18 protein-coding genes are annotated in these 25,884 nt (G+C 61.2%); 13 read left to right on the top strand and 5 right to left on the bottom strand.

What is annotated here, in order from left to right:
- The first annotated feature begins 41 nt into the window (after positions 1 to 41).
- Both ABIB24_RS12790 and ABIB24_RS12785 read left to right on the top strand, forming a co-directional pair.
- Positions 42 to 1,319 carry a bifunctional O-acetylhomoserine aminocarboxypropyltransferase/cysteine synthase gene (locus tag ABIB24_RS12790; RefSeq protein WP_025338571.1) on the top strand — a complete coding sequence of 426 codons (1,278 nt, stop codon included), beginning with the start codon at positions 42 to 44 and terminating at the stop codon, positions 1,317 to 1,319.
- Between the two features lie 64 nt (positions 1,320 to 1,383).
- Positions 1,384 to 2,148 (top strand): hypothetical protein, encoded by a 765-nt coding sequence (locus tag ABIB24_RS12785; RefSeq protein ID WP_274079627.1) that lies wholly within the window; start codon positions 1,384 to 1,386, stop codon positions 2,146 to 2,148.
- Between the two features lie 118 nt (positions 2,149 to 2,266).
- On the opposite strand, the gene ABIB24_RS12780 is transcribed toward ABIB24_RS12785, so the two are convergent.
- Positions 2,267 to 7,393 carry a RecQ family ATP-dependent DNA helicase gene (locus ABIB24_RS12780; RefSeq protein WP_354316548.1) on the bottom strand — a complete coding sequence of 1,709 codons (5,127 nt, stop codon included), beginning with the start codon at positions 7,391 to 7,393 and terminating at the stop codon, positions 2,267 to 2,269.
- Positions 7,394 to 7,613: 220 nt separating this feature from the next.
- On the opposite strand from ABIB24_RS12780, the gene ABIB24_RS12775 reads away from it, so the two are divergent.
- The 8 genes from ABIB24_RS12775 to ABIB24_RS12740 all read left to right on the top strand — a co-directional run bounded on the left by ABIB24_RS12775 (position 7,614) and on the right by ABIB24_RS12740 (position 17,087).
- Positions 7,614 to 8,519 carry an AraC family transcriptional regulator gene (locus tag ABIB24_RS12775; protein WP_085706184.1) on the top strand — a complete coding sequence of 302 codons (906 nt, stop codon included), beginning with the start codon at positions 7,614 to 7,616 and terminating at the stop codon, positions 8,517 to 8,519.
- Between the two features lie 143 nt (positions 8,520 to 8,662).
- Entirely contained in the window at positions 8,663 to 9,973 is a 1,311-nt protein-coding gene (locus tag ABIB24_RS12770; protein ID WP_025338567.1) for an ABC transporter substrate-binding protein, read from the top strand.
- 97 nt (positions 9,974 to 10,070) lie between these two features.
- A complete protein-coding gene (locus ABIB24_RS12765) occupies positions 10,071 to 10,994 on the top strand; it encodes a carbohydrate ABC transporter permease (RefSeq protein WP_025338566.1) in 924 nt (307 codons plus the stop codon).
- 10 nt (positions 10,995 to 11,004) lie between these two features.
- Entirely contained in the window at positions 11,005 to 11,838 is an 834-nt protein-coding gene (locus ABIB24_RS12760; RefSeq protein WP_354316546.1) for a carbohydrate ABC transporter permease, read from the top strand.
- A gap of 165 nt (positions 11,839 to 12,003) precedes the next feature.
- Positions 12,004 to 13,116 (top strand): ABC transporter ATP-binding protein, encoded by a 1,113-nt coding sequence (locus ABIB24_RS12755; protein ID WP_354316545.1) that lies wholly within the window; start codon positions 12,004 to 12,006, stop codon positions 13,114 to 13,116.
- Between the two features lie 10 nt (positions 13,117 to 13,126).
- Positions 13,127 to 14,602, top strand: coding sequence for a mannitol dehydrogenase family protein (locus ABIB24_RS12750; protein ID WP_354316544.1), 1,476 nt, complete (start codon positions 13,127 to 13,129; stop codon positions 14,600 to 14,602).
- 16 nt (positions 14,603 to 14,618) lie between these two features.
- Positions 14,619 to 16,109, top strand: a complete 1,491-nt coding sequence (gene xylB, locus ABIB24_RS12745) for a xylulokinase (RefSeq protein ID WP_274079631.1) — start codon at positions 14,619 to 14,621, stop codon at positions 16,107 to 16,109.
- A gap of 33 nt (positions 16,110 to 16,142) precedes the next feature.
- A complete protein-coding gene (locus ABIB24_RS12740; RefSeq protein WP_137163551.1) occupies positions 16,143 to 17,087 on the top strand; it encodes a carbohydrate kinase family protein in 945 nt (314 codons plus the stop codon).
- A 583-nt stretch (positions 17,088 to 17,670) separates the two neighbouring features.
- Here ABIB24_RS12740 and ABIB24_RS12735 read toward each other — a convergent pair.
- Together ABIB24_RS12735 and ABIB24_RS12730 are read right to left on the bottom strand one after the other, a co-directional pair.
- Positions 17,671 to 17,850 carry a hypothetical protein gene (locus tag ABIB24_RS12735; RefSeq protein ID WP_170978830.1) on the bottom strand — a complete coding sequence of 60 codons (180 nt, stop codon included), beginning with the start codon at positions 17,848 to 17,850 and terminating at the stop codon, positions 17,671 to 17,673.
- 96 nt (positions 17,851 to 17,946) lie between these two features.
- Complete coding sequence (locus ABIB24_RS12730; protein WP_170978829.1) at positions 17,947 to 18,114, bottom strand: hypothetical protein; 168 nt, start codon at positions 18,112 to 18,114, stop codon at positions 17,947 to 17,949.
- 245 nt (positions 18,115 to 18,359) lie between these two features.
- Between ABIB24_RS12730 and ABIB24_RS12725 the strand changes: the two genes are divergently transcribed.
- The 3 genes from ABIB24_RS12725 to ABIB24_RS12715 all read left to right on the top strand — a co-directional run bounded on the left by ABIB24_RS12725 (position 18,360) and on the right by ABIB24_RS12715 (position 23,355).
- Positions 18,360 to 21,587, top strand: coding sequence for a T6SS effector BTH_I2691 family protein (locus ABIB24_RS12725; RefSeq protein ID WP_354316543.1), 3,228 nt, complete (start codon positions 18,360 to 18,362; stop codon positions 21,585 to 21,587).
- Positions 21,584 to 22,387 (top strand): DUF6708 domain-containing protein, encoded by an 804-nt coding sequence (locus ABIB24_RS12720; protein ID WP_354316542.1) that lies wholly within the window; start codon positions 21,584 to 21,586, stop codon positions 22,385 to 22,387. The genes ABIB24_RS12725 and ABIB24_RS12720 overlap by 4 nt, the downstream gene beginning before the upstream one ends.
- Before the next feature lie 164 nt (positions 22,388 to 22,551).
- A complete protein-coding gene (locus ABIB24_RS12715) occupies positions 22,552 to 23,355 on the top strand; it encodes a DUF6708 domain-containing protein (RefSeq protein WP_354316541.1) in 804 nt (267 codons plus the stop codon).
- 166 nt (positions 23,356 to 23,521) lie between these two features.
- On the opposite strand, the gene ABIB24_RS12710 is transcribed toward ABIB24_RS12715, so the two are convergent.
- Both ABIB24_RS12710 and ABIB24_RS12705 read right to left on the bottom strand, forming a co-directional pair.
- Entirely contained in the window at positions 23,522 to 24,913 is a 1,392-nt protein-coding gene (locus ABIB24_RS12710) for an L-histidine transporter HutT (RefSeq protein WP_137163547.1), read from the bottom strand.
- 80 nt (positions 24,914 to 24,993) lie between these two features.
- The gene (locus tag ABIB24_RS12705; RefSeq protein ID WP_354316540.1) at positions 24,994 to 25,818 is read right to left on the bottom strand and encodes a phytanoyl-CoA dioxygenase family protein; all 825 of its coding nucleotides are present in this window, start codon (positions 25,816 to 25,818) and stop codon (positions 24,994 to 24,996) included.
- Between the last annotated feature and the right edge of the window lie 66 nt (positions 25,819 to 25,884).

The following is a 25,884-nucleotide window of genomic DNA, read 5'->3' as shown; positions in this document are numbered from 1 at the left end:
CACATGCTCGATCGCTCCACCCACGCTCAAGGAACGATTGCATGAAGCTGGAAACCCTCGCCATCCACGCAGGCTTCAGCCCCGACCCGACCACCCGGGCAGTGGCCGTACCGATCTACCAGACTACTTCCTTCGCCTTCGACGACACCCAGCACGGCGCCGACCTGTTCGACCTGAAGGTGGCCGGCAACATCTACTCGCGCATCATGAACCCCACCAACGACGTGCTCGAGCAGCGCATGGCCGCCCTGGAGGGCGGGGTTGGCGCGCTGGCGGTGGCCTCGGGCATGGCGGCCATCACCTACGCCATCCAGACCGTCGCCGAGGCCGGCGACAACATTGTCTCGGTGGCCAAGCTGTACGGCGGCACCTACAACCTGCTGGCCCACACCCTGCCGCGCATGGGCATCCACACCCGCTTCGCCGCCCACGACGACATTGCCGCCCTCGAAGCATTGATCGATTCGCGCACCAAGGCGGTGTTCTGCGAGTCCATCGGCAACCCTGCCGGCAATATCGTCGACATCGCCGCGCTGGCCGAGGCCGCCCACCGCCATGGTGTGCCGCTGATCGTCGACAACACCGTGGCCACCCCGGTGCTGTGCCGGCCGTTCGAGCACGGTGCCGATATCGTCGTGCACTCGCTGACCAAGTACATCGGCGGCCATGGCACCAGCATCGGCGGCATCGTCATCGACTCCGGCAAGTTCCCTTGGGCCGACAACAAGGAACGCTTCGCCCTGCTCAACACCCCCGACCCGTCCTATCACGGCGTCACCTACACCGAAGCCTTCGGCCCCGCCGCCTTCATCGGCCGCTGCCGCGTGGTGCCGTTGCGCAACACAGGCGCAGCGCTGTCGCCGTTCAACGCCTTCCTGATCCTGCAAGGCCTGGAAACCTTGGCCCTGCGCATGGAGCGCCACACCGAGAACGCGCTGAAGGTCGCCCGCTACCTGCAAGCCCACGAGCAGGTGGCGTGGGTGAAATATGCAGGGCTGCCCGACCACCCCGAGCATGAACTGGCCCGGCGCTATACCGGCGGCAAACCAGCGTCGATCCTGTCGTTCGGCATCAAGGGCGGCCAGGCGGCCGGCGCGCGCTTCATCGATGCACTGCAGCTGGTGGTGCGCCTGGTGAACATCGGCGACGCCAAGTCGCTGGCCTGCCACCCCGCCTCCACCACCCACCGCCAGCTCAACGACGAGGAGCTGGAGAAGGCCGGCGTGCCACGGGACATGGTGCGCCTGTCGATCGGCATCGAGCACAGCGACGACATCATCGCCGACCTGGCCCAGGCGCTGGAGGCCAGCCGCGGTTGATTCATCTGCGCCCTACCCAATGCCTACGGCGGGCGCACCTTTCGCACATATGGATAGCCCTGCGATGACCCTGTTCTACCTCAAGCTGATCGTCACACCTCTCCTGATGTGGGCCATCTCCCTCGCCTCGCGTCGCTGGGGCGGCCTGCTCGGCGGGTTGCTGTCCGGCCTGCCGATCACCTCGGCACTGGTAATGACCTTCCTGTGCCTGGAACAGGGCACGGCCTTCGCCCTGGGTGCGGTGCCCGGCGCGCTGGGCGGCCTGGCGGCGGTGCAGGCCACTTACACTTTCTACCTGTTCGCTACACGCAGGCTCGGCATCGGCCCGGCCGTATTGCTGGCGATGCTGTTCTATGGTGTAGCGGCCTATGCGTTTACCCACGGGGGCAACCTGTACCTGTCGATTGCCGTGGCGCTGGTGCTGATTGGCGTGCTGATACGCGCCAGCGGCCGCGAGCCCAGGCCGGATGCCCTGGCCCGGCCACGGCAGCGGTTTTGGGAGATCCCTCTGCGCATGGCGTCTGCCACTTCGTTGCTGATGGTCATCACAAGCCTGGCCAACTGGCTGGGCCCGGCGGCCAGCGGCATGCTGGCGCCGATCCCGGTGATTGCCTGGCCGCTGGTGGTGTTCGCCCATGTGCGGAATGGCCGTGCCGGAATGGCAGCGATGGTGCGGGGCAATGCGATCGGGGCGGTGGGGGTGATTGCGTTTTATCTGGTATTGGCAGGGCTGCTCGAAAGGTGGGGCGTGGCCGTTACCATCAGCCTGGCCATGCTCTGCGCGGTAGTGCTGACCGTCGCGCTGGCCACTGTATTGCGACGGGCGTGATCGCCCGGCGCTGTCGACGCCAAGCATAAAAATCAGGTGGCCACGATGGCCTTCTGTGGAGGAGTCGGGAAGGAGTGATCGCCGTACCGTTACTTTCCGGTTTCTTGATCAAGCCGATTCAAATGCAACCAGGAACACCACAGACTCGCGGAACAACCACCTCCCAACGGTCGCATTTCTGGCGCGGCCGATACTGCTCCTCGCTATCCTCCAAAAACCGAATCACCACACCCGCAACCTCGCATCGCTCAACCTCAAGATCAAGCTTGAAGGACTGCGAAGTCCGCCCAACCCTTCGCCCCTGACTATCCAGCACAAGGTAGCGCTCACCCTGCTTTTCAAGCTTCAGCTCTGCCCCAGGCTCCAAGCAGCTCAGCGCCTCATGGATGAGATCTGTTACAGGGCTACGTCCGGCATAGCCAATATCAATGTCCTTCAGACTGAGCTGCAGGTAACGCCGCTCCAGGGCTGCACTGTAATTGCCGGTAAAAAATTGCTGCCCGATGTCAGCCGACAAACTCCCACTAAAAGGATTCGATGCACTGAACTCACACAGCGTCAGCGTCTGCTCTGCACGTGTCATCCCCACGTAATACAATCGGCGCTCATCGTTGAGCCCCTCGGGCTGCACACTCCAGCCACCATCAAGCAGAACGACATGCCTGAACTCGAGGCCTTTCGCTGAATGCACCGTACCTAGATACAGGCCACTCCTGGGCTGCTGCCGCATCTCCCGAGCATAGTCGTAGAGCCAGTCCACGATTGCAGCACTGTTGAGCTGGCACTCGCCCAACTCGACCTGCAATTGGGTGAAAGCCTCCTGAAAAAAACTGCGCCAGCTCTCACTCACCCCCGCCGATACCTGCTGCCACGCCAGCGCAGCGGAAAGCGCCTCGTTGATTTCGCGAAGCTGATCAACAACCGACACAAAATCACGTTGTCGAGTGATGGGCAGCGCACTGTCTTTATCCGAGGCCAGGAAGTACGGAACCCCAGCAAGCTCGCAAAGCGCCTGGACTGGCCATAAATACTGATGGGTACGGGCAAGAATGGCGCATCCACTCCAATCACCGTCCTCCAGCGCCAGCAGCCGCTTGAGTTCACCGACAGCAGCCTGTGCCTGAAGATTACCGACAGCTTTGTCGCTGGATTCAACGGCCAGTCGCAAAACACGCCCCGATCGATCTGAATCAAGCGTCTGCCACTGCCCACCGAGAGGATCTGACTGACGTTCTCGGTTAATTCGGATGGGATAAGAGGCTTTCAGGCGCCCCGGGTTATTGCCGACCAGCTGATTTGCTGCGGCAATGATGCGTTGAGTGGATCGATAGTTCTCGACGAGGTAGCTGGTCGCAGCAGAATAGTCCTCCCGAAAGCGTTCGATGTAGCGATTATTGGTGTCGCGCCAAGCGTAGATGTTCTGATCATCGTCCCCCACCGCCAAAATGCACAAATGCCCTTCCTCACCGGTCTGTCTACCGGCAAGTGCGCTCACCAAACGGTATTGTAGGGCATCGATGTCCTGGTATTCATCAACCAGGATGTAGCGGTAGCCACGCAACAACTGTTCACGCAGGTCGTCATCGCCATCGGCAGTTCCTTTCCCCTCCAGAAGCTCGACAGCATTCACCAAAACCTGCTTCAGAGCGCCCTCGTCGACAACATCCCTGCGCTCAAAGCGAGTGCCTGTCAGGCGCATGGCCATGCTGTGGTAGGTCATGACGCTGACACCGTAGGCATCAGCCCCAACCAGGCTTAAAAGACGCTTACGAATGTCATTGGCCGCATGCCGATTGAAGGTCAACGCCACAATGGCATAGGCTGGAATTCGTCGAACACGCAGCAGGTAAGCGATACGGTGAACGATTACACGAGTTTTGCCAGACCCTGGCCCCGCCAGTACCAATCGATTAACGTCATCGTCATCGGCGACGATGAGTCGTTGCTGAGTGCTCAGATCCTCAACAATGGAACTCCAGGACGCTTCACTGGTGGCATGCTTGAGCACCTCCTCGCGGCCGGCAAAGTAGCGTTGTAGAAAAGTATCTTTGGAGTCCGTGAAGTAATGCAGTACCAGCTTGAGCGCGTTCGCCATCTCCTTCAGTGCAACCTCGGCATACTCGCGCATCACGTGGACCTGGATACGCTTCTCGCTGTAATGCTCATCGAGCCGTAGGTAATCGTCCTTGAGATAGCTGCCCTTCTTGTCGGTATTGACCTCAATGGTCATTGCCCGACGCATTACGGTCATACCGTGGTTGAGCGTCAGCACCTCCTGCTTGTGCAGATACAACAGCACATGCTCAATTGCTCTGTGGCGTTGACTCGGGGGAATGACCTGAGAGAGCTCCAGGTCCGACTCGATCAAGCCGACCAATTCACCGAAGGTAGACTGCACCATCAGATCCTTGCCCTTGGAAGCCGGAGCCAGCTTTCTGATCAAGAACTGAAGCAGCTTGCTGGCAATGACTCGGCGCTTTTCACCCAAGCGTTCAATCTGTGACCAGCTGTACTTACCTTGAATTTTCAGTTTGATGAAGTCGTGATTGACCGTCTTCAGTTCAAAACTCGTACGCGGCTGACTGTTACTTTCACGATCTTGAGAGAGGCTGCGCAGCAGACGAAGCACTTGCAACGGAATGACATCCTCGTTCTCCAGCCTGGCTTTGAGCCCCGCCGTCAGAGCCGCGAGATTGAGATCCTGCCAACTTCCATCCTCGGCATCTGGCGCTAGTTCGCCAAGTACCTCGAACAGCGCCGCCTCCAATGCCAAGGTCTGTGCCAAGCGTTGAGTGGAAGCCCCCGCCACGCCGTGACGCAGTAATACAGTCAACTGGGTGTCATTGACCAGTAACCCCAGCTCTTCCATCTGCTTCAGGGTGCTAACGACTTCCTCAGACGTCAGGCTGGTGAGCGACATCAAGTTGTCCGTGTTCACCCGCTCATCAGCGTCGGCCTGATAGAGGTACTTCAAAATCGCGCCGAACTCTTCACGGCGGCGCTCCGACAGATCGGCCTTAAGCAAACGCTGTTTCGCATCCACTTCGCCGAGGCTCAGGCGCGCCGGAAAAATCTGTGTGCTGTTTTCCTCTCGCTTGAGGTAATGTCCTCGTTCCAACCAGGCGACCGCGGTGACCACTTTGGTTTCAGCATCGCTGTCATCCGCGTCGAACGAGGTCTCGACGGTTTCATCCATGAGAATCTCGCCAGCGGTGATGACCAATTCGCCACCCTTGCGCCTGGCGTACTCGAAACGCAGCTTGCGCAGAATTTGTTGGATGTCACGTAAACTGAGCCTGGAACGCTCACACAACCCAAATTGGGTCTCGATATCCTGAGAGTCATAAAGCAGCACACAGCGTGCTGCATCCTGATCACGCCCCGCCCTTCCAGCCTCTTGCAGATAGTTCTCCAGCGAGCCTGGGATATCCGCGTGAACTACCAGCCGGATATCAGACTTGTCGACGCCCATGCCAAACGCATTGGTGGCGACAATGATGCGGAGCCGCCCTGCTTTGAAATCGTCCTGGATGTCTTTCTTTTCGTTGGGCTCGAGCCCCGCGTGGAAATGACGGCACAACCATCCCTGCTCGACCAGAAACGCTGAAAGCTCTTCAGCGCCCTTACGGCTTGCAACGAAAACGACCGCCCCACCGTCCTGGCTACCGAGTTGATCCTCTAGCAGCTGATGGGTTCTAGGCCATTTCTCACCTCGACTGCAGGGCAACACTTCAAAGCCAAGATTCGTCCGCTCATGGGTCCCCAGGAACTGATCGAACTCAATCCCGAGGCTTTCCTTGAAATGCGCGCGGATGTCAGCCAATACATCCGGTTTGGCCGTTGCTGTGAAGCAGCCAATGGGAGCCAGGGATCGATCGCCGGTGTGCTCACGAATGAAGCGCGAGGCATACAGGTAATCCGGGCGGAAATCATTCCCCCACTTCGACAAGCAGTGGGCCTCATCGAAAATCCAGGCACCGATCTGGCGTTGGCGTATCGCACGCCGGAAAGCCTTGTTGCGGAACTGTTCAGGAGACACCAGCAGGATACCGACATCGCCCATCTGGACCTTCTCCAGCACGTCCGCGCGCTCAGGCATGGTCAGCAGGCCATTGAGCGTCGCAGCGCACTGCACATTGCGTTCCAGAAGCCCGTCAACCTGATCCTTCATCAGCGACTGCAGAGGCGAAATGATGATGGTCAGGCTGCCGTTGCGATGAAAGCGATTCAGCGCCGGCAACTGGTAGCACAGCGATTTACCACCACCGGTTGCCAGGATCGCAAGCACATGCCGGCCCTGCATGCCTGCAAGAACCACATTGTGTTGCAGACTCTCACCGGGTCGCTCGTAGCGGAAATCAGCAAAGCCGAAGTATCGCTTGAGCTCATGGCGTGGATCATGGGTGGTACGGCAGTACCGGCAGTCTGAACGGTCACAGGGAACGTCCCGGAGCTCAGTAATCAGTCGCCCGACAGCGGGGAACTGATGCCGTACCCATGGTGCAAGCACAGAATTGCCGCCAGACACCCTCAACCACGCCAGGGCATAGGCCAAGGGCAGATGCAAAACCTTCTGCTCAAGATCCGTGCTCAGAAGAGCGTCCAGTCGAGCTCTACATACCTTCAGATCACGATCCAATGAGGGATCGGTTTCCACCAGCAGACTCGGAATGAGCCGCTGCAGCTCCGAGATTGGAACTGCAGTCTCTCCCGTTAGCGAAGCGAAGAATGATCCCAGATCACTCTTCAGGCTCGGGGCAAGCAGTGCGTGGTAGCAGAGCAGCTCAGCACGGTTGGTCTCATTCAGCTGCGCGAATGCATCTCGCTGATCGCTGAACAGAACCAGAGTCGAACGACAGTCCGCAAGCGGCGAGTTGAGGCTGTCTCGGATGAGTTTGTAATCCTTGACCAGCCGGTGATACGGGTTCTGCGGAAAGGCCAGCGGAGACAAACGCAAGGTATCGATGACTGGCAGTACGTGCAGCGCTAAGTCAGGTGCCTGCTGTTTGAGGATCGGCAAGTCATGCTCGATGACGTTATGCCCCAGGAGAAAACCAGCACCTTCGGACAACGCATCAACTTCAGCAAGAATTTCAGGGAGGTTTTTCGAGACCTTGCGATCAAGCTCGACACCCAGGTCAGGCCGAGCCGCCCCAACCTTGAAGATACGATCTGGGCCCCCCTCCTTTCCGGGAGCGACTTCCAGATCGAGAACCAAGCTCTTGGGCTGGGGAACTGATGACATCCCTGATGCAACCCCTACTGTTGCTTGCAAAATGCCTGGTTGCACTTTAAAGGTAAAGCGCCATACAAGAAAGCGTAAGCGTTCGATCGAACGGCCAGTCGCCCCGGCCAGGCCGCTCCTGCAACTGACCGCGTTAAACGATCAGGTGAAGCTGGCTCTGCCCTGCTCCACCACTTCGAGCTACGATAACGCCTCGTCCTCCCAAGGCCCGGACAGCGCCATGCCCAGAACGAGCAAAGTCACCGACCCGTCCTACGAGTTGATGGACGACCACGAAGGCCACTCGCTGATCTACCGCCAGCACGGCTTCCCCAGCCCGCTGGTGCGCTGGCACTTTCACAAGGAATACGAGCTGCACCTGATCGTCGCCAGTGCCGGCAAGGTATTCATTGGTGACTACATCGGCAACTTCGCCCCCGACACGCTATTCCTCACCGGCCCCAACCTGCCGCACAACTGGATCAGCCAGATGGCCCCCGACGAGGTGGTGGACAAGCGCGACATGCTGGTCAACTTCACCGACGAAGTGCTGGAGGACGGTAGCCAGGTGTTCTCCGAGCTTGGCCAACTGGCCCCGCTGCTGGCCAGGGCGCGCTATGGCATCGAGTTCCGCGACCCGGCGCTGATCGCCGAAAGCCGCATGCTGCTGCAACGCATCGCCGACAGCCGCGGCATGACCCGCCTGGGATACTTTTTTATCCTCATGGAACAGCTCGCCGCCTGCGAGGACTACCACCTGCTGTCCACCGTCACCTCCTCGCAACTGGCCGACGAGCACCATGTGGAACGCATCAACCGGGCGGTGGACTATATCTTCCAGCACTATGCCCAGGACCTCACCCAGAACGAGGTGGCCGAGCACCTGGGGATGACCCCCACCTACTTCTCGCGCTTCTTCAAGCAGGCCGCGGGGCGCGGTTTTGTCGAGTTCGTGAACCGCCTGCGGGTCAGCAAGTCGTGCGAACTGCTGGCCAAAAGCGAGCTGCCGGTGACCGAAGTGTGCTTCGAATCGGGCTTCAGCAACCTGTCCAACTTCAACCGGCGCTTCCAGCAACTCAAGGGCATGACCCCCTCCAGCTACCGCAGCCTGGTGACCCAGCGGCTGACCGAACAGAACCGCCCCTGAGCCCAAGCGCTGCAAAAAAGTATCAGTGCGAGTGCAGGCGAGGCTTTGTCGGCATCGCCGTGGGGCGGTGTAATCGGCGGCGAGCGACACAAAAACAATAATGTCTTCCGCGCCGTCACCCGGCCCGGTAAGGGGGTTCACCGATGAACAACTCGATCAAGACCTGCCTGGCCGCCGCCTGCCTCAGCCTGCCGCTGTTCACCCAGGCCGCCGAAACCCTGACCATCGCCACGGTCAATAACAACGACATGATCCGCATGCAGCGCCTGGCCAAGGTGTTCGAGCAGCAGCACCCGGACATCAAGCTGAAGTGGGTAGTGCTGGAAGAAAACGTGCTGCGCCAGCGCCTGACCACCGACATTGCCACCCAGGGCGGGCAGTTCGACGTGCTGACCATTGGCATGTACGAGGCCGCGCTGTGGGGCGCCAAAGGCTGGCTGGCCCCGATGAACGACCTGCCCGCCGACTACAGGCTGGACGATGTGTTCCCCTCGGTGCGCAATGGCCTGTCGGCGGGCGGCACGCTATACGCCCTGCCGTTCTACGCCGAAGCCTCGATCACCTATTACCGCAAGGACCTGTTCGAAAAGGCCGGGCTCAGCATGCCCGAGCAACCGACCTGGACCCAAATCGGCGAGTTCGCCGCCAAACTCAACCACCCCGACCAGGACCAGTACGGCATCTGCCTGCGTGGCAAGGCCGGCTGGGGCGAGAACATGGCGCTGATCGGCACCGTGGCCAACGCCTTCGGCGCGCGCTGGTTCAATGAGCAGTGGCAGCCGGAGTTCAGCGGCAGCGAGTGGAAAAACGCGCTGAACTTCTACGTGAACACCCTCAAGCAGTACGGCCCACCCGGCGCCTCCAGCAACGGCTTCAACGAAAACCTCGCGCTGTTCAACAGCGGCAAGTGCGCGATGTGGGTCGATGCCAGCGTCGCCGGCTCGTTCGTCACCGACAAGGCCCAGAGCAAGGTCGCCGACCAGGTCGGCTTCGCCTTCGCACCGAAGGAGGTCACCGACAAGGGCGCCACGTGGCTGTACTCATGGGCACTGGCGATCCCCACCAGCTCCAGGGCCAAGGACGCCGCCAGAACCTTCAGCACCTGGGCCACCTCCGAGGCCTACGGCAAGCTGGTGGCCGAGCAGGAAGGCGTGGCCAACGTACCGCCTGGCACCCGCGCCTCGACCTACAGCGACGCCTACCTGGCCGCGGCCCCCTTCGCCAAGGTGACACTGGAATCGCTCAAACGCGTCGACCCCGACCACCCCACCCTGAAGCCTGTGCCCTATGTGGGCATCCAGCTGGTGACCATCCCCGAGTTCCAGGCCATCGGCACTCAGGTCGGCAAGCTGTTCTCTGCCGCCCTCACCGGGCAGATGAAGGTGGACCAGGTGCTGGCTGCGGCCCAGCAGTCGACCGAACGCGAGATGAAACGCGCCGGTTATCCCAAGTAACAGCCACCCCGAGCAGCCATGACCTGACCGTTGCCGCGCCGCACACCCGCGCGGTGGCGGCCGGCCGCTCGCCCTTTTCGACGCACACGGAGTCGCCATGAACACTTCGGCCCTAGACAGCCCGAGCCTAGCCACCGCGCGCCCCGGCAAACGCCGTGTCGGCCCCGGCTGGTTCCTGGTCAGCCCCTCGGTAGCGCTGCTGCTGTTGTGGATGATCGTGCCCCTGGGCATGACCCTGTACTTCTCGCTGATCCGCTACAACCTGCTGTATCCCGGCGAAAACGCATTCGTCGGCCTGGAAAACTTCACCTTCTTTGTCACCGATGCCGGCTTCCTGCCCGGCGCCCTCAACACCCTGACCCTGGTCGGCAGCGTGCTGGCCATCAGCATCGTCCTCGGCGTGCTCATCGCCGCGCTGCTGGAAGCCGGCGAGTTCTGGGGGCGTGGGGTGGTGCGGGTGCTGCTGATCTCGCCATTCTTCATCATGCCCACGGTCAGCGCGCTGTTGTGGAAGAACCTGATCTTCCACCCGGTGTCGGGCATCCTTGCCGCGCTGTGGCGGCTGTTTGGCGCGCAGCCGGTGGACTGGCTGGCGCACTACCCGCTGCTGTCGATCATCCTGATCGTCTCGTGGCAGTGGCTACCGTTCGCCATCCTGATCCTGATGACCGCCATGCAGTCGCTGGACCAGGAACAGAAGGAAGCCGCACGCCTGGATGGTGCCGGCCCGCTGGCGATCTTCTGGCACCTGACCCTGCCGCACCTGGCTCGCCCCATCGCCGTGGTGGTGATGATCGAGACCATCTTCCTGCTGTCGGTGTTCGCCGAGATCTTCACCACCACCAGTGGCGGCCCGGGTTTCGAGTCCACCAACCTCGCCTACCTGATCTACAACCAGGCGCTGCTGCAGTTCGACGTGGGCATGGCCTCGGCGGGCGGGCTGATCGCCGTGCTGATCGCCAACATCGCCGCCATCGTGCTGGTACGCATGATTGGCAAGAACCTCACCGAACGCAGCTGAGGAGCCCGCCATGCTGACACTCAAGCAAAACCGCCGCCTGCACAATGCACTGCTCGGCCTGCTGTGCTGGGGCATCGCCCTGGTGATCTTCTTCCCGATCCTGTGGATGGTGCTGACCAGCTTCAAGACCGAACTGGATGCGTTCGCCACGCCGCCGCAGTTTTTGTTCACGCCGACACTGGAGAACTACCTGCACATCAACGAACGCAGCGACTACTTTGCCTACGCCTGGAACTCGGTGTTGATCTCGGTCTCGGCAACCCTGCTGTGCATGCTGATTGCCGTGCCGGCAGCGTACTCGATGGCCTTCTTCGAAACCCGCCATACCAAGCGCACGCTGCTGTGGATGCTATCGACCAAGATGCTGCCACCGGTGGGCGTGCTGATGCCGATCTACCTGCTGGCCAAGCAGTTCGGCCTGCTGGACTCGCGCCTGGCGCTGATCATCGTCTACACCCTGATCAACCTGCCGATCGTGGTGTGGATGGTTTACACCTACTTCAAGGATATCCCCGTGGACATCCTCGAAGCCGCGCGGCTGGACGGCTCAGGCACCTGGCATGAGATTGTCCGCGTGCTGCTGCCGATCGCCCGCGGCGGGTTGGCCTCGACCCTGCTGCTGTCGCTGATCCTGTGCTGGAACGAGGCATTCTGGTCACTGAACCTGACCTCATCCGCCGCCGCGCCGCTGACGGCGCTGGTGGCGTCCTATTCAAGCCCCGAAGGGCTGTTCTGGGCCAAGCTCTCGGCCGTCTCGACCCTGGCCTGCGCGCCGATCCTGATCTTTGGCTGGGTCAGCCAGAAGCAGCTGGTGCGTGGCCTCTCGTTCGGAGCCGTGAAATGAACCGCATTCATGCCCCTGTAACACAGCCCCTGTGGGAGCGGGTTCACCCGCGAAGCAGGCGACTCAGTGTCAGGCACCGGCTGCGCCGGTGTTCGCGGGTGAACCCGCTCCCACAGGGTCCAGCTAACTCCTATCAATTCCTGGCCACCGCAGAGGTAACCCGACATGGCTGACCTGAAGATCCGCAACCTGTACAAAGGCTTCGATGGCCACGCCATCATCAAGGGCATCGACCTGGACGTGCGCGACCGCGAGTTCGTGGTGTTCGTCGGCCCGTCCGGCTGCGGCAAGTCCACCCTGCTGCGGGTGATCGCCGGCCTCGAAGAGGTCAGCGGCGGCAGCATCACCCTGGACGGTGCCGACATCACCGACACCGCCCCGGCCAAGCGCAACCTGGCGATGGTGTTCCAGACCTACGCCCTGTACCCGCACATGACCGTGCGCAAGAACCTCTCCTTCGCCCTGGACCTGGCCGGCGTCAGCAAGCAGGAAGTGGCCGCCAAGGTCGACAACGCCGCGCGCATCCTCGAACTGCAACCGCTGCTCGAGCGCAAGCCTCGCCAGCTTTCCGGCGGCCAGCGCCAGCGGGTGGCGATCGGCCGGGCGATCGTGCGCAACCCGAAAATCTTCCTGTTCGACGAACCACTGTCCAACCTCGACGCCGCCCTGCGCGTACAGATGCGCCTGGAGCTGGCACGCCTGCACCAAGAGCTGGCCGCGACCATGATCTACGTGACCCACGACCAGGTCGAGGCGATGACCCTGGCCGACAAGGTGGTGGTGCTCAACGGTGGGCGCGTCGAACAGGTCGGCTCGCCGCTGGAGCTGTACCATCACCCGGCCAACCTGTTCGTGGCGGGCTTTCTCGGCACCCCGAAGATGGGCTTCCTGCGTGGCCACCTGAGCCGCAACCAGGGCAACCAGTGCGAGGTCGCCCTCGAATGCGGCAGCCGCATCGCCCTGCCCCTGTGCGCAGGCGACCTGCACACCGGCAGCCAGGTGACCCTGGGCATACGCCCCGAGCACCTGAACATCACCCTCGCCAGCCAAGGCGCCCCAGCTTCGCTGCAGGTGACCGCCGACGTCAGCGAGCGGCTGGGCAGCGACAGCTACTGCCATGTGCGTGCCGCCTCCGGGGAGATGCTCACCGTACGCGTGCGCGGCGACTTCGCGCCGGCCTTTGGTGAACAACTGGAGCTGACCTTCGACCCAGCCCACTGCCACCTGTTCGACAGCAACGGCCAGGCCTTGGACAAACGCCTGCAACAAGCGGCCTGAGGACTCCATGATGAAACTGAACCAAGCCAACCTCGGCCAGCTCCCGGCCACGGTCACCCGCCCCGCCTACGACCCCGGGCAACTGCGCCAGGGCATCGTGCACATCGGCGTCGGCGGCTTCCACCGCGCCCACCAGGCCGCCTACACCGACGCCCTGATGAACCTCGGCGAAGGCCTCGACTGGGCCATCTGCGGCGCCGGTCTGCGCAGCGAAGACCGCACCATGCGCGATGCCCTGGCCGCGCAGGACCACCTCTACACCCTGTTCGAACTGGGTGACCAGCCCGACACCGAAGTGCAGGTGATCGCCGCCCTCAACGGCATGCTGCTGGCCGAGGACGGTGCCGGCGCGCTGCTGGCCAAGCTGGCCGAGCCCGCCATCCGCATCGTCTCGCTGACCATCACCGAAGGCGGCTACTGCATCGATGACAGCACCGGAGAATTCCGCGCCGACCTGCCACAGGTGCAGCACGACCTGGCCAACCCACAGTCTCCGCACAGTGTGTTCGGCTTTCTCTGCGAAGCCTTGCGCCGCCGCCGCGCGGCCGGCAGCGGGCCGTTCACCGTGATGTCCTGCGACAACCTCCCGCACAACGGCGATGTGGCGCGCAAGGCGCTGCTGGCCTTCGCCCGGCTGCTCGACCCTGAGCTGGCCGAGTGGATCGGCGGCAATGTCAGCTTCCCCAACGCCATGGTTGACCGCATCACGCCGATGACCAGCCCCGCCCACCGCCAGCAACTGCTCGAGCGCCATGGCGTCGAGGATGCCTGGCCAGTAGTGTGCGAGCCGTTCCTGCAATGGGTGGTGGAAGACAAGTTCGTCGCCGGGCGCCCGGCCTGGGAAAAGGTCGGCGTGCAGTTCACCAACGACGTCACGCCCTATGAAGCGATGAAGATCAAACTGCTCAACGGCAGCCACCTGGCGCTCACCTACCTGGGCTTCCTGCAGGGCTACCGCTTCGTCCACGAAACCCTCGCCGACCCGCTGCTGCATCGCTACATGCGCACCTTCATGGACCAGGACGTGACCCCGCAACTGGCCCCCGTGCCGGGTATCGACCTGGAGCGCTACAAGGCCAGCCTCAGCGAACGCTTCGCCAACCGCGCCATCGCCGACCAGCTGGAGCGCGTGTGCTCGGACGGCTCGTCGAAGTTTCCCAAGTTCATCGTGCCCACCGCCAACCGCCTGATCACCGATGGCAAGCCACTGGAACGCGTCGCCCTGGTGGTCGCGGCCTGGGCGGTGTACCTGCGTGGCGAAGACGAACACGGCACCCGCTACAGCATCCCCGACCCACGCGCCGCCGACTGCCAGGCGCGGGTGGTGCAGCGTGACGGCCTGGCCGCCCGGGTGCTCGGTGACGAGGCGATCTTCGGCACGGCGATACCGGCATCCAGGGCCTTCGTAAGCGCGTTCGAGCGCCTGTACGACAGCTTGCGCGAACACGGCGTGAGTGCAACCTTGCGCCAGGTCCTCGGCGACTGACCCGGAGCGTATCGACATGGATGAACTGTTCCTCGGCATCGACTGCGGCACCCAAGGCACCAAGGCCCTGGTGCTGGACGCCGGCAGCGGCCAGGTGCTCGGCCTGGGCAGCGCCGCCCACGCCCCACCCCAAGGCCGCGATGGGCGCCGCGAGCAGGACGCGGCCGACTGGCTGGCCGCCCTGCGCAGCGCGGTGGCCGGCGCACTGCGTGCGGCCGGTGTCGACGGTCGGGCGGTCCGCGCACTGGCGGTGTCCGGCCAGCAACATGGCCTGGTGCTGCTCGATACCGAGGGCCAGGTATTGCGCCCGGCCAAGCTCTGGTGCGATACCGAAACCGCGCCCGAGAACCAGCAACTGCTCGATGCACTCGGTGGCGCCGAAGGCTCGCTCGAACGCCTGGGGCTGGTGATCGCGCCAGGCTATACCGCGTCCAAGCTGCTTTGGACCAAGCGCCAACACCCCGACCTGTTCGCCCGCCTGGCTCATATCCTGCTGCCCCATGACTACCTCAACCACTGGCTGACCGGCCGCGCCTGCAGCGAGCCCGGCGATGCCTCCGGTACCGGGTATTTCGACGTGCGCCGTCGAACCTGGGCCGCCGACGTGCTGCAACGCATCGAGCCGGGCGAGCGGCTGCTGGCAGCCTTGCCCGAGCTGGTCGAGTCCGGCGAGTGCATCGGCACCCTGCGGGAGCACGCCGCCAAGGCGCTGGGCCTGAGCCCGCAGACGTGGGTGGCCAGTGGGGGTGGCGACAACATGCTCGGCGCCATCGGCACCGGCAACATCGCCCCCGGCATGATCACCTTGAGCCTCGGCACCTCCGGCACCCTGGCGGCCCATGACGACCAGCCCCGAGTCAGCGCACAGGGCGAAGTGGCGACCTTCTGCTCCTCCAGCGGCGGCTGGCTGCCACTGATCTGCACCATGAACCTGACCAGCGCCTGCGCCCTGGTGCGCGATCTGCTGGAGCTGGACCTCGAGCGCTTCACCGAGCTTGCCGGCCAAGCGCCCATTGGCGCCGACGGTCTGCTGATGCTGCCCTTCTTCGACGGCGAGCGCGTGCCCGCGTTGCCCAACGCCAGTGCCAGCCTGCACGGCATGACCAGTGCCAACCTGACCCGCGCCAACCTGTGCCGGGCAGTGCTGGAAGGCACCTGCTTCAGCCTGCGCCACGGCCTCGACCTGCTGCGTACCAGTGGCTTGCAAGGCAGCGAAATCCGCCTGGTCGGCGGCGCGGCGAAAAGCCCGTTGTGGCGCCAGGTGCTGGCAGACCTGCTCGGCCTGCCAGTGGTGTGCCCGCAACAGACCGAAGCCGCCGCCCTGGGTGCTGCAATCCAGGCCGCCTGGAGCCTCGGCCGGCAGTCGGGCCATGGCGACAGCCTTGCAACCCTTTGCCAACGCTGCGTGGCCCTGGACGAAAGCACACGCACCCTGCCCCGCCCGGCACAGCAGGCCGAGTACCAGGTTGCCTATCAACGCTACCGGGATCATCTGCCGGCACGCTGATCGCCGGCCTTACCTTTCGTATTGGAGAACTCCATGTATCTGGTGTGTGGCGAAGCCTTGTTCGATGTGTTCAGCGTGGAAAACAGCCCCCGCAGTAGCGAGCTGGGCTTTACCGCGATTGCCGGCGGCTCGCCGTTCAATGTCGCGGTCGGCCTGCGCCGGCTGGGCGCGGACGCCGCGTTGTTCGGCGGCCTGTCCAGCGACTACCTGGGTGTGCGACTGCGCAGGGTGCTTGAAGAGGAAAACGTGGAGTGCGGCTACCTGGTGAGCAGTGATGCGCCAACCACACTGGCCATGGTCGGCCTGGATGCCAACGGCTCGGCGCAGTACCAGTTTCGCGGTGAAGGCTGCGCGGACCGACAGGTGCGGCTGGAACATCTGCCTGCGCTGGATGAGCGCGTGCGCGGGCTGCATGTGGGGTCGTACACCCTGGTGGTGACGCCCGTGGCCGATACGCTGATGGCGCTGGTGCAACGCGAAAGTGATCAACGCCTGATCAGCCTCGACCCGAACGTGCGGCTGAACCCGCAGCCGGATGTGGCACTGTGGCGGCGCCAGGTTGAAGCCTTTGCCGGCCGCGCACATCTGATCAAGGCCAGCGAGGAAGACCTGGCCCTGCTGTACCCGGGGCGCGCCCCCGCAGAAGTGGCTCGAGGCTGGCTTGGCGAACGGTGCAGGCTGGTGTTTGTCACGCATGGCGGTGACGGGGCAAGCGTGCATTGCGCGTACGGGTCATGGCTGCGTCCGGCGGATACGTCTTTACCGGTGCGCGATACCGTGGGTGCTGGCGATACGTTCCAGGCGGCAGTGCTCGCCTACCTCGCCAGGCTCGGAGCCGACAGCCCAGCAGGTTTGGCGATGCTTGAGCGTGACACAATCGATGCGATGCTTGCCTATGCGATCCGTGCTGCGGCGATCACCTGCTCCCGAGTGGGCCCGGACCTGCCGTTTGAGCATGAGGTATCGCTTATGGCCTGATGCGCTGGAGCGGGTTTACCCGAAAACACCGGCGAAGCCGGTGCCATGCACCGCGTTGGATTCTTCGCGGGCACGCCCGCTCCCACAGGATTACCACAACCTTCAAGGCAGCCACAGTACCTGTGGGAGCGGGTTCACCCGCGAACACCGGCGCAGCCGGTGCCAGCCACCGCGCTGGATTCTTCGCGGGCATGCCCGCTCCCACAGGGTTACCACAACCTTCAAGGCAGCCGCAGTACCTGTGGGAGCGGGTTCACCCGCGAACACCGGCGCAGCCGGTGCCATGCACCGCGTTGGATTCTTCGCGGGTAAACCCGCTCCCACAGGATCACCACAGCCTTCAAGGCAGCCACCGTACCTGTGGGAGCGGGTTCACCCGCGAACACCGGCGCAGCCGGTGCCAGCCACCGCGCTGGATTCTTCGCGGGCACGCCCGCTCCCACAGGATTACCACAACCTTCAAGGCAGCCACAGTACCTGTGGGAGCGGGCATGCCCGCGAACACCGGCGCAGCCGGTGCCATACACCGTGTCGGATTCTTCGCGGGTAAACCCGCTCCCACAGGGCCCTGCCCTATCAATGGTCACTCCCTGCGCTGATCCAGGTCTACCGCAGGCTGCTCCACGCTCTGCCTGCCGTCATCAGCCAAGCTGTCTTCCTCCTGCCAATCACCACCCTCTTCTTCGTTCATGAGCGGGTCGTCGTCAGGGTCGGGTATGGTCGGGCGGTCGGGGTCAACAGCCGGGTCGGGTGAAGTGGGCATGTCCTGGTTCGTGGCGCCTTGGGCATTCGGATCGGGGCTCATCGCTGCATACCTCGCAAGAAAAGGTGTGAACCGCATTCGTTCCGGGCAACTCCGTCAGCGAGGCTGCGGGTGCTCGGCAGAAACCGAATTGTTTGCCTGCACGTCCTCCATCTCCTCCTCGATCGGGCCTTCGTCATCCGAAGGTAGCGGGACCTCTCCGTCACCGCTGCCGGGCTGGGATTCGGTTTGCTTGAGGCCGGGGTCATTCTGATCGTTTGCCATGGACGTTCTCCTGAGTTTGCGCATTGATCGCGCATACAGGTCGGACGGAAAACGGCCACCAGCAGTGCCTTGGGTTCGACAGGTGGCGCAAAAGGCCGGGGTACCGATCATGGCCCCATATAGAGCTAAACCATTATTCAGAGACGTTTCCTACAAGCTTTTAGGAAGCCCAATGCCTCTCTGGAAAGCGATTCCCCGTTAGTGTTCAGAGGTCGACAAGGACCTGTCCAACACGAGGATCGCTCATGACCATCAGCCAACGTATTGCCCTCGCGATCGCCGAAGCCGGGCTGCCACACGACCAGTGCATGTCCTGCGAACGTCAGGGTCTGCCAATCCTGCCGCTGCGTCGCGCCCTGGTGCCGGATACCCGCCCCGAGTGTGTCTCCACCGTGGCGGATAACCGGCATATCACGGCGAAGATCGGCTTGCGCACCTTGCGCATGGGTTACCTGTATGTCCTGCTCGACCAGCAGGTCTGGCACGCCTATGCCGTCAGCGAGCAAGGTCATCTGCGCCGCTTCAACCCTTACGAGCCGCCAGACGGCCCGCCTTCGTCGCTGCCCGAAAAATGCGTGAACGCAGATCACGACATTCCTTCGGCCTTTCTCAACCTCGATACCACCAGGTACGCCAGCGCCTGGCTGGCCTTCTCCAGCGATCCCTGGCCGGTGAGCGTGCTGAACGCCTACAAGAGCGGCGCGTCGCCTGCGCATCGCTTCGAGGGCCTGGACCTGATCCAGGCCCGCAGCAATCCCGAGCTGCTGGGCATCGCCATGACGCCCGATAAGCTTGGGGTCGACCAGCAGGTATTCGAGTATGCCCAGCATGGCTGCGCCCCCTTCGACAGTGCGCATGGCTTCCACAGCCGCTGGTTGCGCCGGTTCGCCCTGCGCGGCTATCTGGTTAATGCGATCAACCGGCACCAGCTGGAAAACGGCGTGCTGGCAGTGGTGCTCGACGACACCGTCGGGCTGATTCAGGAGTACAACCATCAGCGGCTGAACTGGGTACTGAAGCGTCAGGCCTGGCGTGAAGAACCGATGCGGGCTTATCAGCTGCAGACCTCGCAGATCCTGCAGATCATTCGTGCCACGCACAGGGAATGGGCGGCGCAGAAGGTGCCGTCGCTGGAGCCGATGACGGGCGATGGGCCGCCGGTGTTCACCGACCCGGCAGTCGAGCGGCAGCTATTGGTCGAGCGTGCGCAGCAGGAGAGTGACGAGCGGCTTGAAGAGCGCTACCACGAACCGCAGCGGGCCGCGTTCCAGGCTGAATACGAGCAGCAGGAACGCGAGTTTCAGCGTTACATCGACAAGGACGCAAAGGCGTACGTTGCCTTGTTCGATACGCCCATGTTCAAGGTGGCCGAGGCGTACGACTACGACGGTAACGATCGCGAGTCCGGGGTGGCCTACGCCAAGACCATGGCACTGTGCCTGGGCGGTGGGGTAACGGAAGCTGTCGTCCCTCGCCTTGAACCGCATGTTCCCGCTTCCGGCACCAGCGAACTGCTCTGGTTGAAATGGCTGCAGGACCCGGACAGCCCGCCCTACCGCGCCTTGTTGATGCGGGATCGCTCTCTGCTGGCCGGGCTGCTGCCCAGTTTCTCCGCCACAGAAGCGATCAACTGGAACGACAGCGACAAGCTCTACGGCATGCTGAGCAAGATCATCGCCAGCGATGACGCCGGCCTACGCATGCGCAATACCCTCAAGCAGGCCATTGCGGAAACGCAGGGCGCGCTCAATGCGGCCAGTCAGCGGCTGGCGCCATGTCTGTCGCCTGGCATTCACAAAGCCGTGCGGCATCTGAACAGCGCCACGCAGTTTCTCTACAACGGCGTCCACCTGATCGAGCTGGAAGTGAAGATGAAGCTGGGCGAGTACTACGCCTTGCAGAGCGCCCACCTCCGGGAGTTGCAGCACAAGGCCAACGCGTCGATCGCCGAGGCGCGGGACCGGATGCGCCGCAATATCGATGACTTCGAGTTTGGCTCGATGAAGGCCATGCGCAAGGTGCGGCCGATCATCCAGCACGGGCTAATGAGCCTGGCCGTGCTCGACCCGCGGTTCACCAATACGATGATCAGCGTGACGGTGTGGGTCGAGGGCAAGGCCGAGGAAGTGCATGGGCGGTTGTTCAAGGAGGCCAGCATGGGGGTGACCCAGGCGAGCAGTGCGGCGCAGCTTGCCTTGGTGGATATCTCGGTGGCAGCGGGGACGCTGGAAACCGATGCGCGCAGGTTGTTGCACGGGATGAAGATCACGACGCAGCAGGCAGCCCGATTGGTTAGAACCGGTTTTTCCGGGTTGCGCGGGATTGCTGGCAGCTGGGAGGTTCTGCTGGCGATAGGCGGGTTGTATTTGCAGCAGGACAGTCTGGGCAGGAATCAGGAAAAGGCGGAGACAGAGATTGGGCCGAAGGCGCATGAGGCCAAGTTGGCGTTGCAAGGATCGTACTTGGGAGTGTTGGGAGGGAGTATCGAGCTAATTGGGCTCTTGTTGAGCTCAAGTACTAAGCATACTGGAAAATCGTGGGCTAGGGGCGCCTCAGAAACTGGAGTATCGCTGATAAAAATCGGTGCGATGATAGGTGCAATAACCGGAGTGATTGACTCAGTGCAAGCATTTTCTGCTGCTAAACGTGCAATGGCATCCGGGGACAATACAGCAGAAACGCATTATTTTCGTGCAGGTTTTTTGTACGCCTTTTCAACTGGAGCGTTTGTCTACGCAGTATTTAAGCCCCTCCTGTTCGGACCTTTAGGCCTGGCTATAATACTGGCACTCGCCGCCTATGCACTTACCCGCTCAGCTGAACAAAGCGAATCTGATTCATTAGAGCGTTGGGCGCGACGTTGCTGCTTTGGCAGAGGCGACGAAAGTCCGGTCGTGTCTTGGGGCACACCCGAATATGCAGATATAGCGTTTGCAGAACTTAATGCCGCCACGCTTGGCGTGCACGCGGCGGTTCATTTCGAATCCAAACGCATAAGCGACCCGACCACTTCCAAAATGGGTGGCTTGATCAGTTTGGAGCTAGAGCACAAACTAAAATTTTACATCATATTACCCAAATACAATGATGAGTATTCAGCCTATCGATGGACCCTATCAGTACATCGCCATGGTGACGGTACTTTCCCCGACTTTATTGGTGGAGAGACTCTCGCTCTTGATGAGCACCAACCTGTTCAAGTTGAGGCTCTTACCAAGACGGCTATATTTCACGACTTTTCTCAGCCAAATCTGCCTGATTATAAAATTGATATTTTAATGGAAAAGAAGCGACGGTCGCCTGACTCGGATAAGCCGTATCAGTCTTGGCTAGAGTTCACTGGAACGGCGGAGCTTATGGCGACAACTGGGCAGCATACAATAAGAGCCGCGACACTGCTGGTAAGGTATTGGCCAGATAGACGACTACCAGATGCATATGTCGAAACTTGTATTAGGGAAGCTAACGAATGAAAGCCAAGTCCAGAGTTCTTTGCGAGCGGGCTTTGCACTGGAGTCATGATCTGCCGGACGTCAGATCGGATGCAGTCCCGCGATTAAGTTTTGAGGATATAGATCCCTCGCCAAATTATTATGATTCGGTGTACCTAGAACTCCCTCGATCCACTGTCAGTTTGCGTGGCATCGCTGTATTAATAGGAGGACCGATACTAGCTTTTACTGCTGGTGCTTTTATCTACATGCCTGGGAAATTATTTGGTATTAATTGGTCGAGTGACTGGCATGTTGACCTCCTCGCCTCACTAATGCTTCTGGTCGGCATGTGGGCTACTGCGACATATGTAAAGATGGACCTGCTGCTCCCACGGGACGAACCAATCCGCTTTAATCGTCTGCGACGCAAGATTTATCTCTACCAATTCAGATTCCACTACATCTATCTGTTCAGCCGCAAACACTGGGGCGTCAAACCGGTCGCCTACAACTGGGACGACGTAACCGCCGAAGTCTACCGAGTCTACGCCCCCGGTCACGGCGGCCTGATCGAGAACGTCATGCTGTCGATCCGCAACCCAGAAACCAACGAAGTCATCGACCGCGTGTTCTTCACTCACGACCTCTACCACGGCGAAGCCTACTGGGCCATCGCCCGGCTATTCATGCAGCAAGGCCCCGAAGCCCTGCCGGAGTTCGTGCACCCACCCCGTGACTGGAACGACGACGATGGCCTGAGCCACATGCATTGCCTGGCACCCAAGGTTCATTGGCCGGAAGATATTGACCACGAATCCCGTACAGCCCCATCTGAATGAGAAGGCCGATGCCCCCGGGCCTAGAAGGTATAGGCTGCCATAGGTTGCGGCAGCCTCACTGTTCCCGCAAGGCCCCTGCACAGCCAGGCCCTACGGCAAGCTGCTACACGCTCTGCCTAGATGCCAAGTGGGTACTTTGAGATTTGTGTCAGGGAGATTAACGAGTGAAGCCTGATGGTAAAGTTTTGTGGGAGCGTGCTTTAGGCTGGAGCCATGATCTTCCCAAGGTGGATGAAGTTCCAAAGTGGCGGACAGTGTGGGCGAGTGTCAAACCGTCGCCTAACTATTTCGATGATGTTTATCTCGAGTTGCCACGGAGCAGCACCATCCTTCGAGGCGCTGTATTCCTAGTCGGTGTTGGGGGGCTGCTTTTTCTTTTTGGAATGACGCTTTACTTGTACTGGGATTTATTATATGACGACTGGCGGCACGACTGGCTGATGAATCTATCATTGGCAATTACCGCCTCAGCAATACTGTGGACCTTAATTCCTTACATCAAGCTTGATCTGATTGCCCCTAGAGACGAGCCTATTCGTTTCAATCGACTTCGCCAAAAAATATATGTTTATGAGTTTCGATATGACCGCATTTTCATTTTCAGCCGCAAACGCTGGGGCGTCAAACCGGTCGCCTACAACTGGGACGACGTAACCGCCGAAGTCTACCGAGTCTACGCCCCAGGCCACGGTGGGCTGATCGAAAACGTCATGCTGTCGGTCCGCAACCCGGAAACCAACGAAGTCATCGACCGCTTGTTCTTCACCTATGACCTGTACCAAGGCGAAGCCTACTGGGCCATTGCCCGGCTATTCATGCAGCAAGGCCCCGAAGCCCTGCCGAAGTTCGTGCACCCACCCCGTGACTGGAACGACGACGATGGCCTGAGCCATATGCATTGCCTGGCGCCCAAGGTTCATTGGCCGGAGGATATTGACCGTGAGTCCCGTACTGCCCCATCTGACTGAGAGGGCCGATGCCCCCCGGGCCTAGAAGGTAAGGATCACCACAGCCTTCAAGACAGCTGCAGTACATGTGGGAGCGGGCACGCCCGCGAACACCGGCGTAGCCGGTGCCAGCCACCGCGTTTGATTCTTCGCGGGCAAGCCCGCTCCCACAGTTTGGTTCAACGCCTCAAGCGCTGGCCGACACGTGACGTGGCGCACGCACACCCCACAACCAGTAACCCAGGGATAGCAGCACCAACCAGCCAACCCCGACATACATGGCTGTGCGGCTCGCCGGGAACCAACCGAGCACACCAAAAATGAACACCATGAAAGCAATCGCGCAAGCTGGCCCTACCGGCCACAGCGGCACACGATAATCCAGTGCTGCCACCTCCTCCTTGCTCATGCCGCGCCGCATGGCCACTTGAGAAAGCAGGATCATCAACCAGACCCAGACAATGGAAAACGTGACCACCGCCGCAAGAACCAGGAACAAGTCTTCCGGCACCAGGTAGTTCAATACCACGCCCAGAAGCAGCGCGACGCCCATCACCGCAACCGTCATCCACGGCACACCGAAACGCGACAACGATGCAAAACCGGCTGGCGCCTGGCCGTCCTGAGCCATTCCGTACATCATCCGCCCAGCACTGAAGATATCGCTATTGATCGCCGAAACAGCAGCTGAAATCACCACGATGTTCAACACGGTGGCCGCTGAACTGATGCCAAGACCACTGAAAATCTGCACGAACGGGCTACCGTGGCTGCCAATGCTGGTCCAAGGGTAAATGGCCATGAGTACGAACAGGGTAAGAATGTAGAACAGCAGGATGCGCAGAGGCACCGAGTTGATAGCCTTGGGCAGCACGCGCTTCGGGTCCCTTGCCTCGCCTGCGGTGATGCCGATCATTTCGACCCCGCCAAAGGCGAACATCACGACAGTGAACGAAGCGATCATCCCACTGACGCCATTAGGGAAGAACCCGCCGTGGCTCCACAGATTCGAGACTCCGGCAACCGTGCCTGCCTCGTCATTCAACTGGATACCCAACAGCAGCACAGCCGCGCCTGCCACAATCATGGCAACGATCGCGGTCACCTTCAGCAACGACAGCCAGAACTCCATCTCCCCGAACACTTTCACGCTGCACAGGTTCAGCGCCCCGATAAAGAACACTATCCCAAGCACCCAGATCCAGGCAGGTGTTTCAGGGAACCACAGCCCCATGTAAACGCCAAAGGCCGTCACGTCTGCCAGGCAAACCACCAGCATCGAGAACGCGTAGCTCCAACCTGTCAGAAAGCCAAAGTAGCGCCCCAGATACTGGCTGGCATAGTGCCCGAACGAGCCTGACACCGGGTTATGAACCGCCATTTCGCCAAGGGCGCGCATCATCATGTAAATGGCGGCGCCACCTATCAGATAGGCCAGCAAAACCGAAGGCCCTGCCAACTTTATTGCCGATGCCGAGCCATAGAACAGCCCCGTACCGATAGCAGAACCTAATGCCATGAAACGAATATGCCGGGTAGAGAGACCCCGCTTCAACTGGTGTGAAGATTGAGCGCTCATAGATACCTTCTTGATTTTATTATCAGGTCCGCACAGCGCTAATGCCGTGCGGTTTTATCAGGCACGCAGCATTCCAATCATCAAGCCCTAGGCCACAGCACCGGAAACAGTTCGTGGTTCATTTGGGCACCGCTGGCGAGTTGCGTTTCGAGGCCGGGAAACTGTGGCGAGGTTTTCCACTGGCGCGGTGCGTGAGTAATGTCATCGCCCAGGAAACGTACCGAGAAGGCACGACGCCGACGGTTGCCCCCGACACCGCCCGAGGCGTGCAAGGTGAGCATGTGGAAGAACACGGCATCGCCTGGGGAGAGCTCCCAGCCGAGGATGTTCCAGGCGCTGCGATCGGCCTCGATATCCGGCAAGTCCGCAAGGCTGCCTTCCGGGAACCATTGCGCCTGGCTGTCGAGGAAGCTGCGCGGCATCAGCCATGGCCCAAGGTGCGAGCCCCCTACGAATTCAAGGGTGGATTCTCTCGAGACCGGGTCGACTGGCATCCACATGCTGCAGTTCTGGCGCCCGTCGATGTTGTAATACGGCTGGTCCTGATGCCAGGGTGTTCGCTGGCGCGTGTTTGGCTCCTTGACCAGCAGGTGATCGTGATAAAGCCGGGCTGTCTCACTGTTCATGAGTTGCGCTGCAACACTACCTACCCTGCTTTCGAAGATGAACTGGCGATAGGCCGAAATATCCCCCCAATTACAGAAGTCTTCGAAGAACCAACCCGGGTCATCAGGGCGGCTTGCCACTTTAGCGCGCTCGCTTGGGGCTTTCAGGTTCTGTTCGATGCCGGTTTCGAGCAGTGCAACTTCTTCCGGCGTGAACAAATTACGTACGCAGACGGCACCATCACGCTGAAAAGCCTCGATGGTTTCGTCACTCAGTTGAAATTTGGCGGACAGTTTCATAAGCACCCTTTGGTCTTTTTATTGGGCAACAGCACCACTGCCATTTTTCAAGCGGAATAAGCAAGG

It is taken from the genome of Pseudomonas sp. UYEF17, from assembly GCF_040546125.1.
GTDB lineage: Bacteria > Pseudomonadota > Gammaproteobacteria > Pseudomonadales > Pseudomonadaceae > Aquipseudomonas > Aquipseudomonas putida_Z.
The sequence above is the reverse complement of the archived record's forward strand: the minus strand, read 5'-3'. Positions and strand labels throughout refer to the sequence as shown.

Coding starts and splice junctions, on each gene's coding strand:
- ABIB24_RS12730 (WP_170978829.1), bottom strand. CDS start 18,114: ATGGCAAACGATCAGAATGACCCCGGCCTCAAGCAAACCGAATCCCAG.
- ABIB24_RS12735 (WP_170978830.1), bottom strand. CDS start 17,850: ATGCCCACTTCACCCGACCCGGCTGTTGACCCCGACCGCCCGACCATA.
- ABIB24_RS12725 (WP_354316543.1), top strand. CDS start 18,360: ATGACCATCAGCCAACGTATTGCCCTCGCGATCGCCGAAGCCGGGCTG.
- ABIB24_RS12750 (WP_354316544.1), top strand. CDS start 13,127: ATGAAACTGAACCAAGCCAACCTCGGCCAGCTCCCGGCCACGGTCACC.
- ABIB24_RS12705 (WP_354316540.1), bottom strand. CDS start 25,818: ATGAAACTGTCCGCCAAATTTCAACTGAGTGACGAAACCATCGAGGCT.
- ABIB24_RS12770 (WP_025338567.1), top strand. CDS start 8,663: ATGAACAACTCGATCAAGACCTGCCTGGCCGCCGCCTGCCTCAGCCTG.
- ABIB24_RS12780 (WP_354316548.1), bottom strand. CDS start 7,393: ATGTCATCAGTTCCCCAGCCCAAGAGCTTGGTTCTCGATCTGGAAGTC.
- ABIB24_RS12775 (WP_085706184.1), top strand. CDS start 7,614: ATGCCCAGAACGAGCAAAGTCACCGACCCGTCCTACGAGTTGATGGAC.
- ABIB24_RS12710 (WP_137163547.1), bottom strand. CDS start 24,913: ATGAGCGCTCAATCTTCACACCAGTTGAAGCGGGGTCTCTCTACCCGG.
- xylB (WP_274079631.1), top strand. CDS start 14,619: ATGGATGAACTGTTCCTCGGCATCGACTGCGGCACCCAAGGCACCAAG.
- ABIB24_RS12755 (WP_354316545.1), top strand. CDS start 12,004: ATGGCTGACCTGAAGATCCGCAACCTGTACAAAGGCTTCGATGGCCAC.
- ABIB24_RS12720 (WP_354316542.1), top strand. CDS start 21,584: ATGAAAGCCAAGTCCAGAGTTCTTTGCGAGCGGGCTTTGCACTGGAGT.
- ABIB24_RS12765 (WP_025338566.1), top strand. CDS start 10,071: ATGAACACTTCGGCCCTAGACAGCCCGAGCCTAGCCACCGCGCGCCCC.
- ABIB24_RS12790 (WP_025338571.1), top strand. CDS start 42: ATGAAGCTGGAAACCCTCGCCATCCACGCAGGCTTCAGCCCCGACCCG.
- ABIB24_RS12785 (WP_274079627.1), top strand. CDS start 1,384: ATGACCCTGTTCTACCTCAAGCTGATCGTCACACCTCTCCTGATGTGG.
- ABIB24_RS12740 (WP_137163551.1), top strand. CDS start 16,143: ATGTATCTGGTGTGTGGCGAAGCCTTGTTCGATGTGTTCAGCGTGGAA.
- ABIB24_RS12760 (WP_354316546.1), top strand. CDS start 11,005: ATGCTGACACTCAAGCAAAACCGCCGCCTGCACAATGCACTGCTCGGC.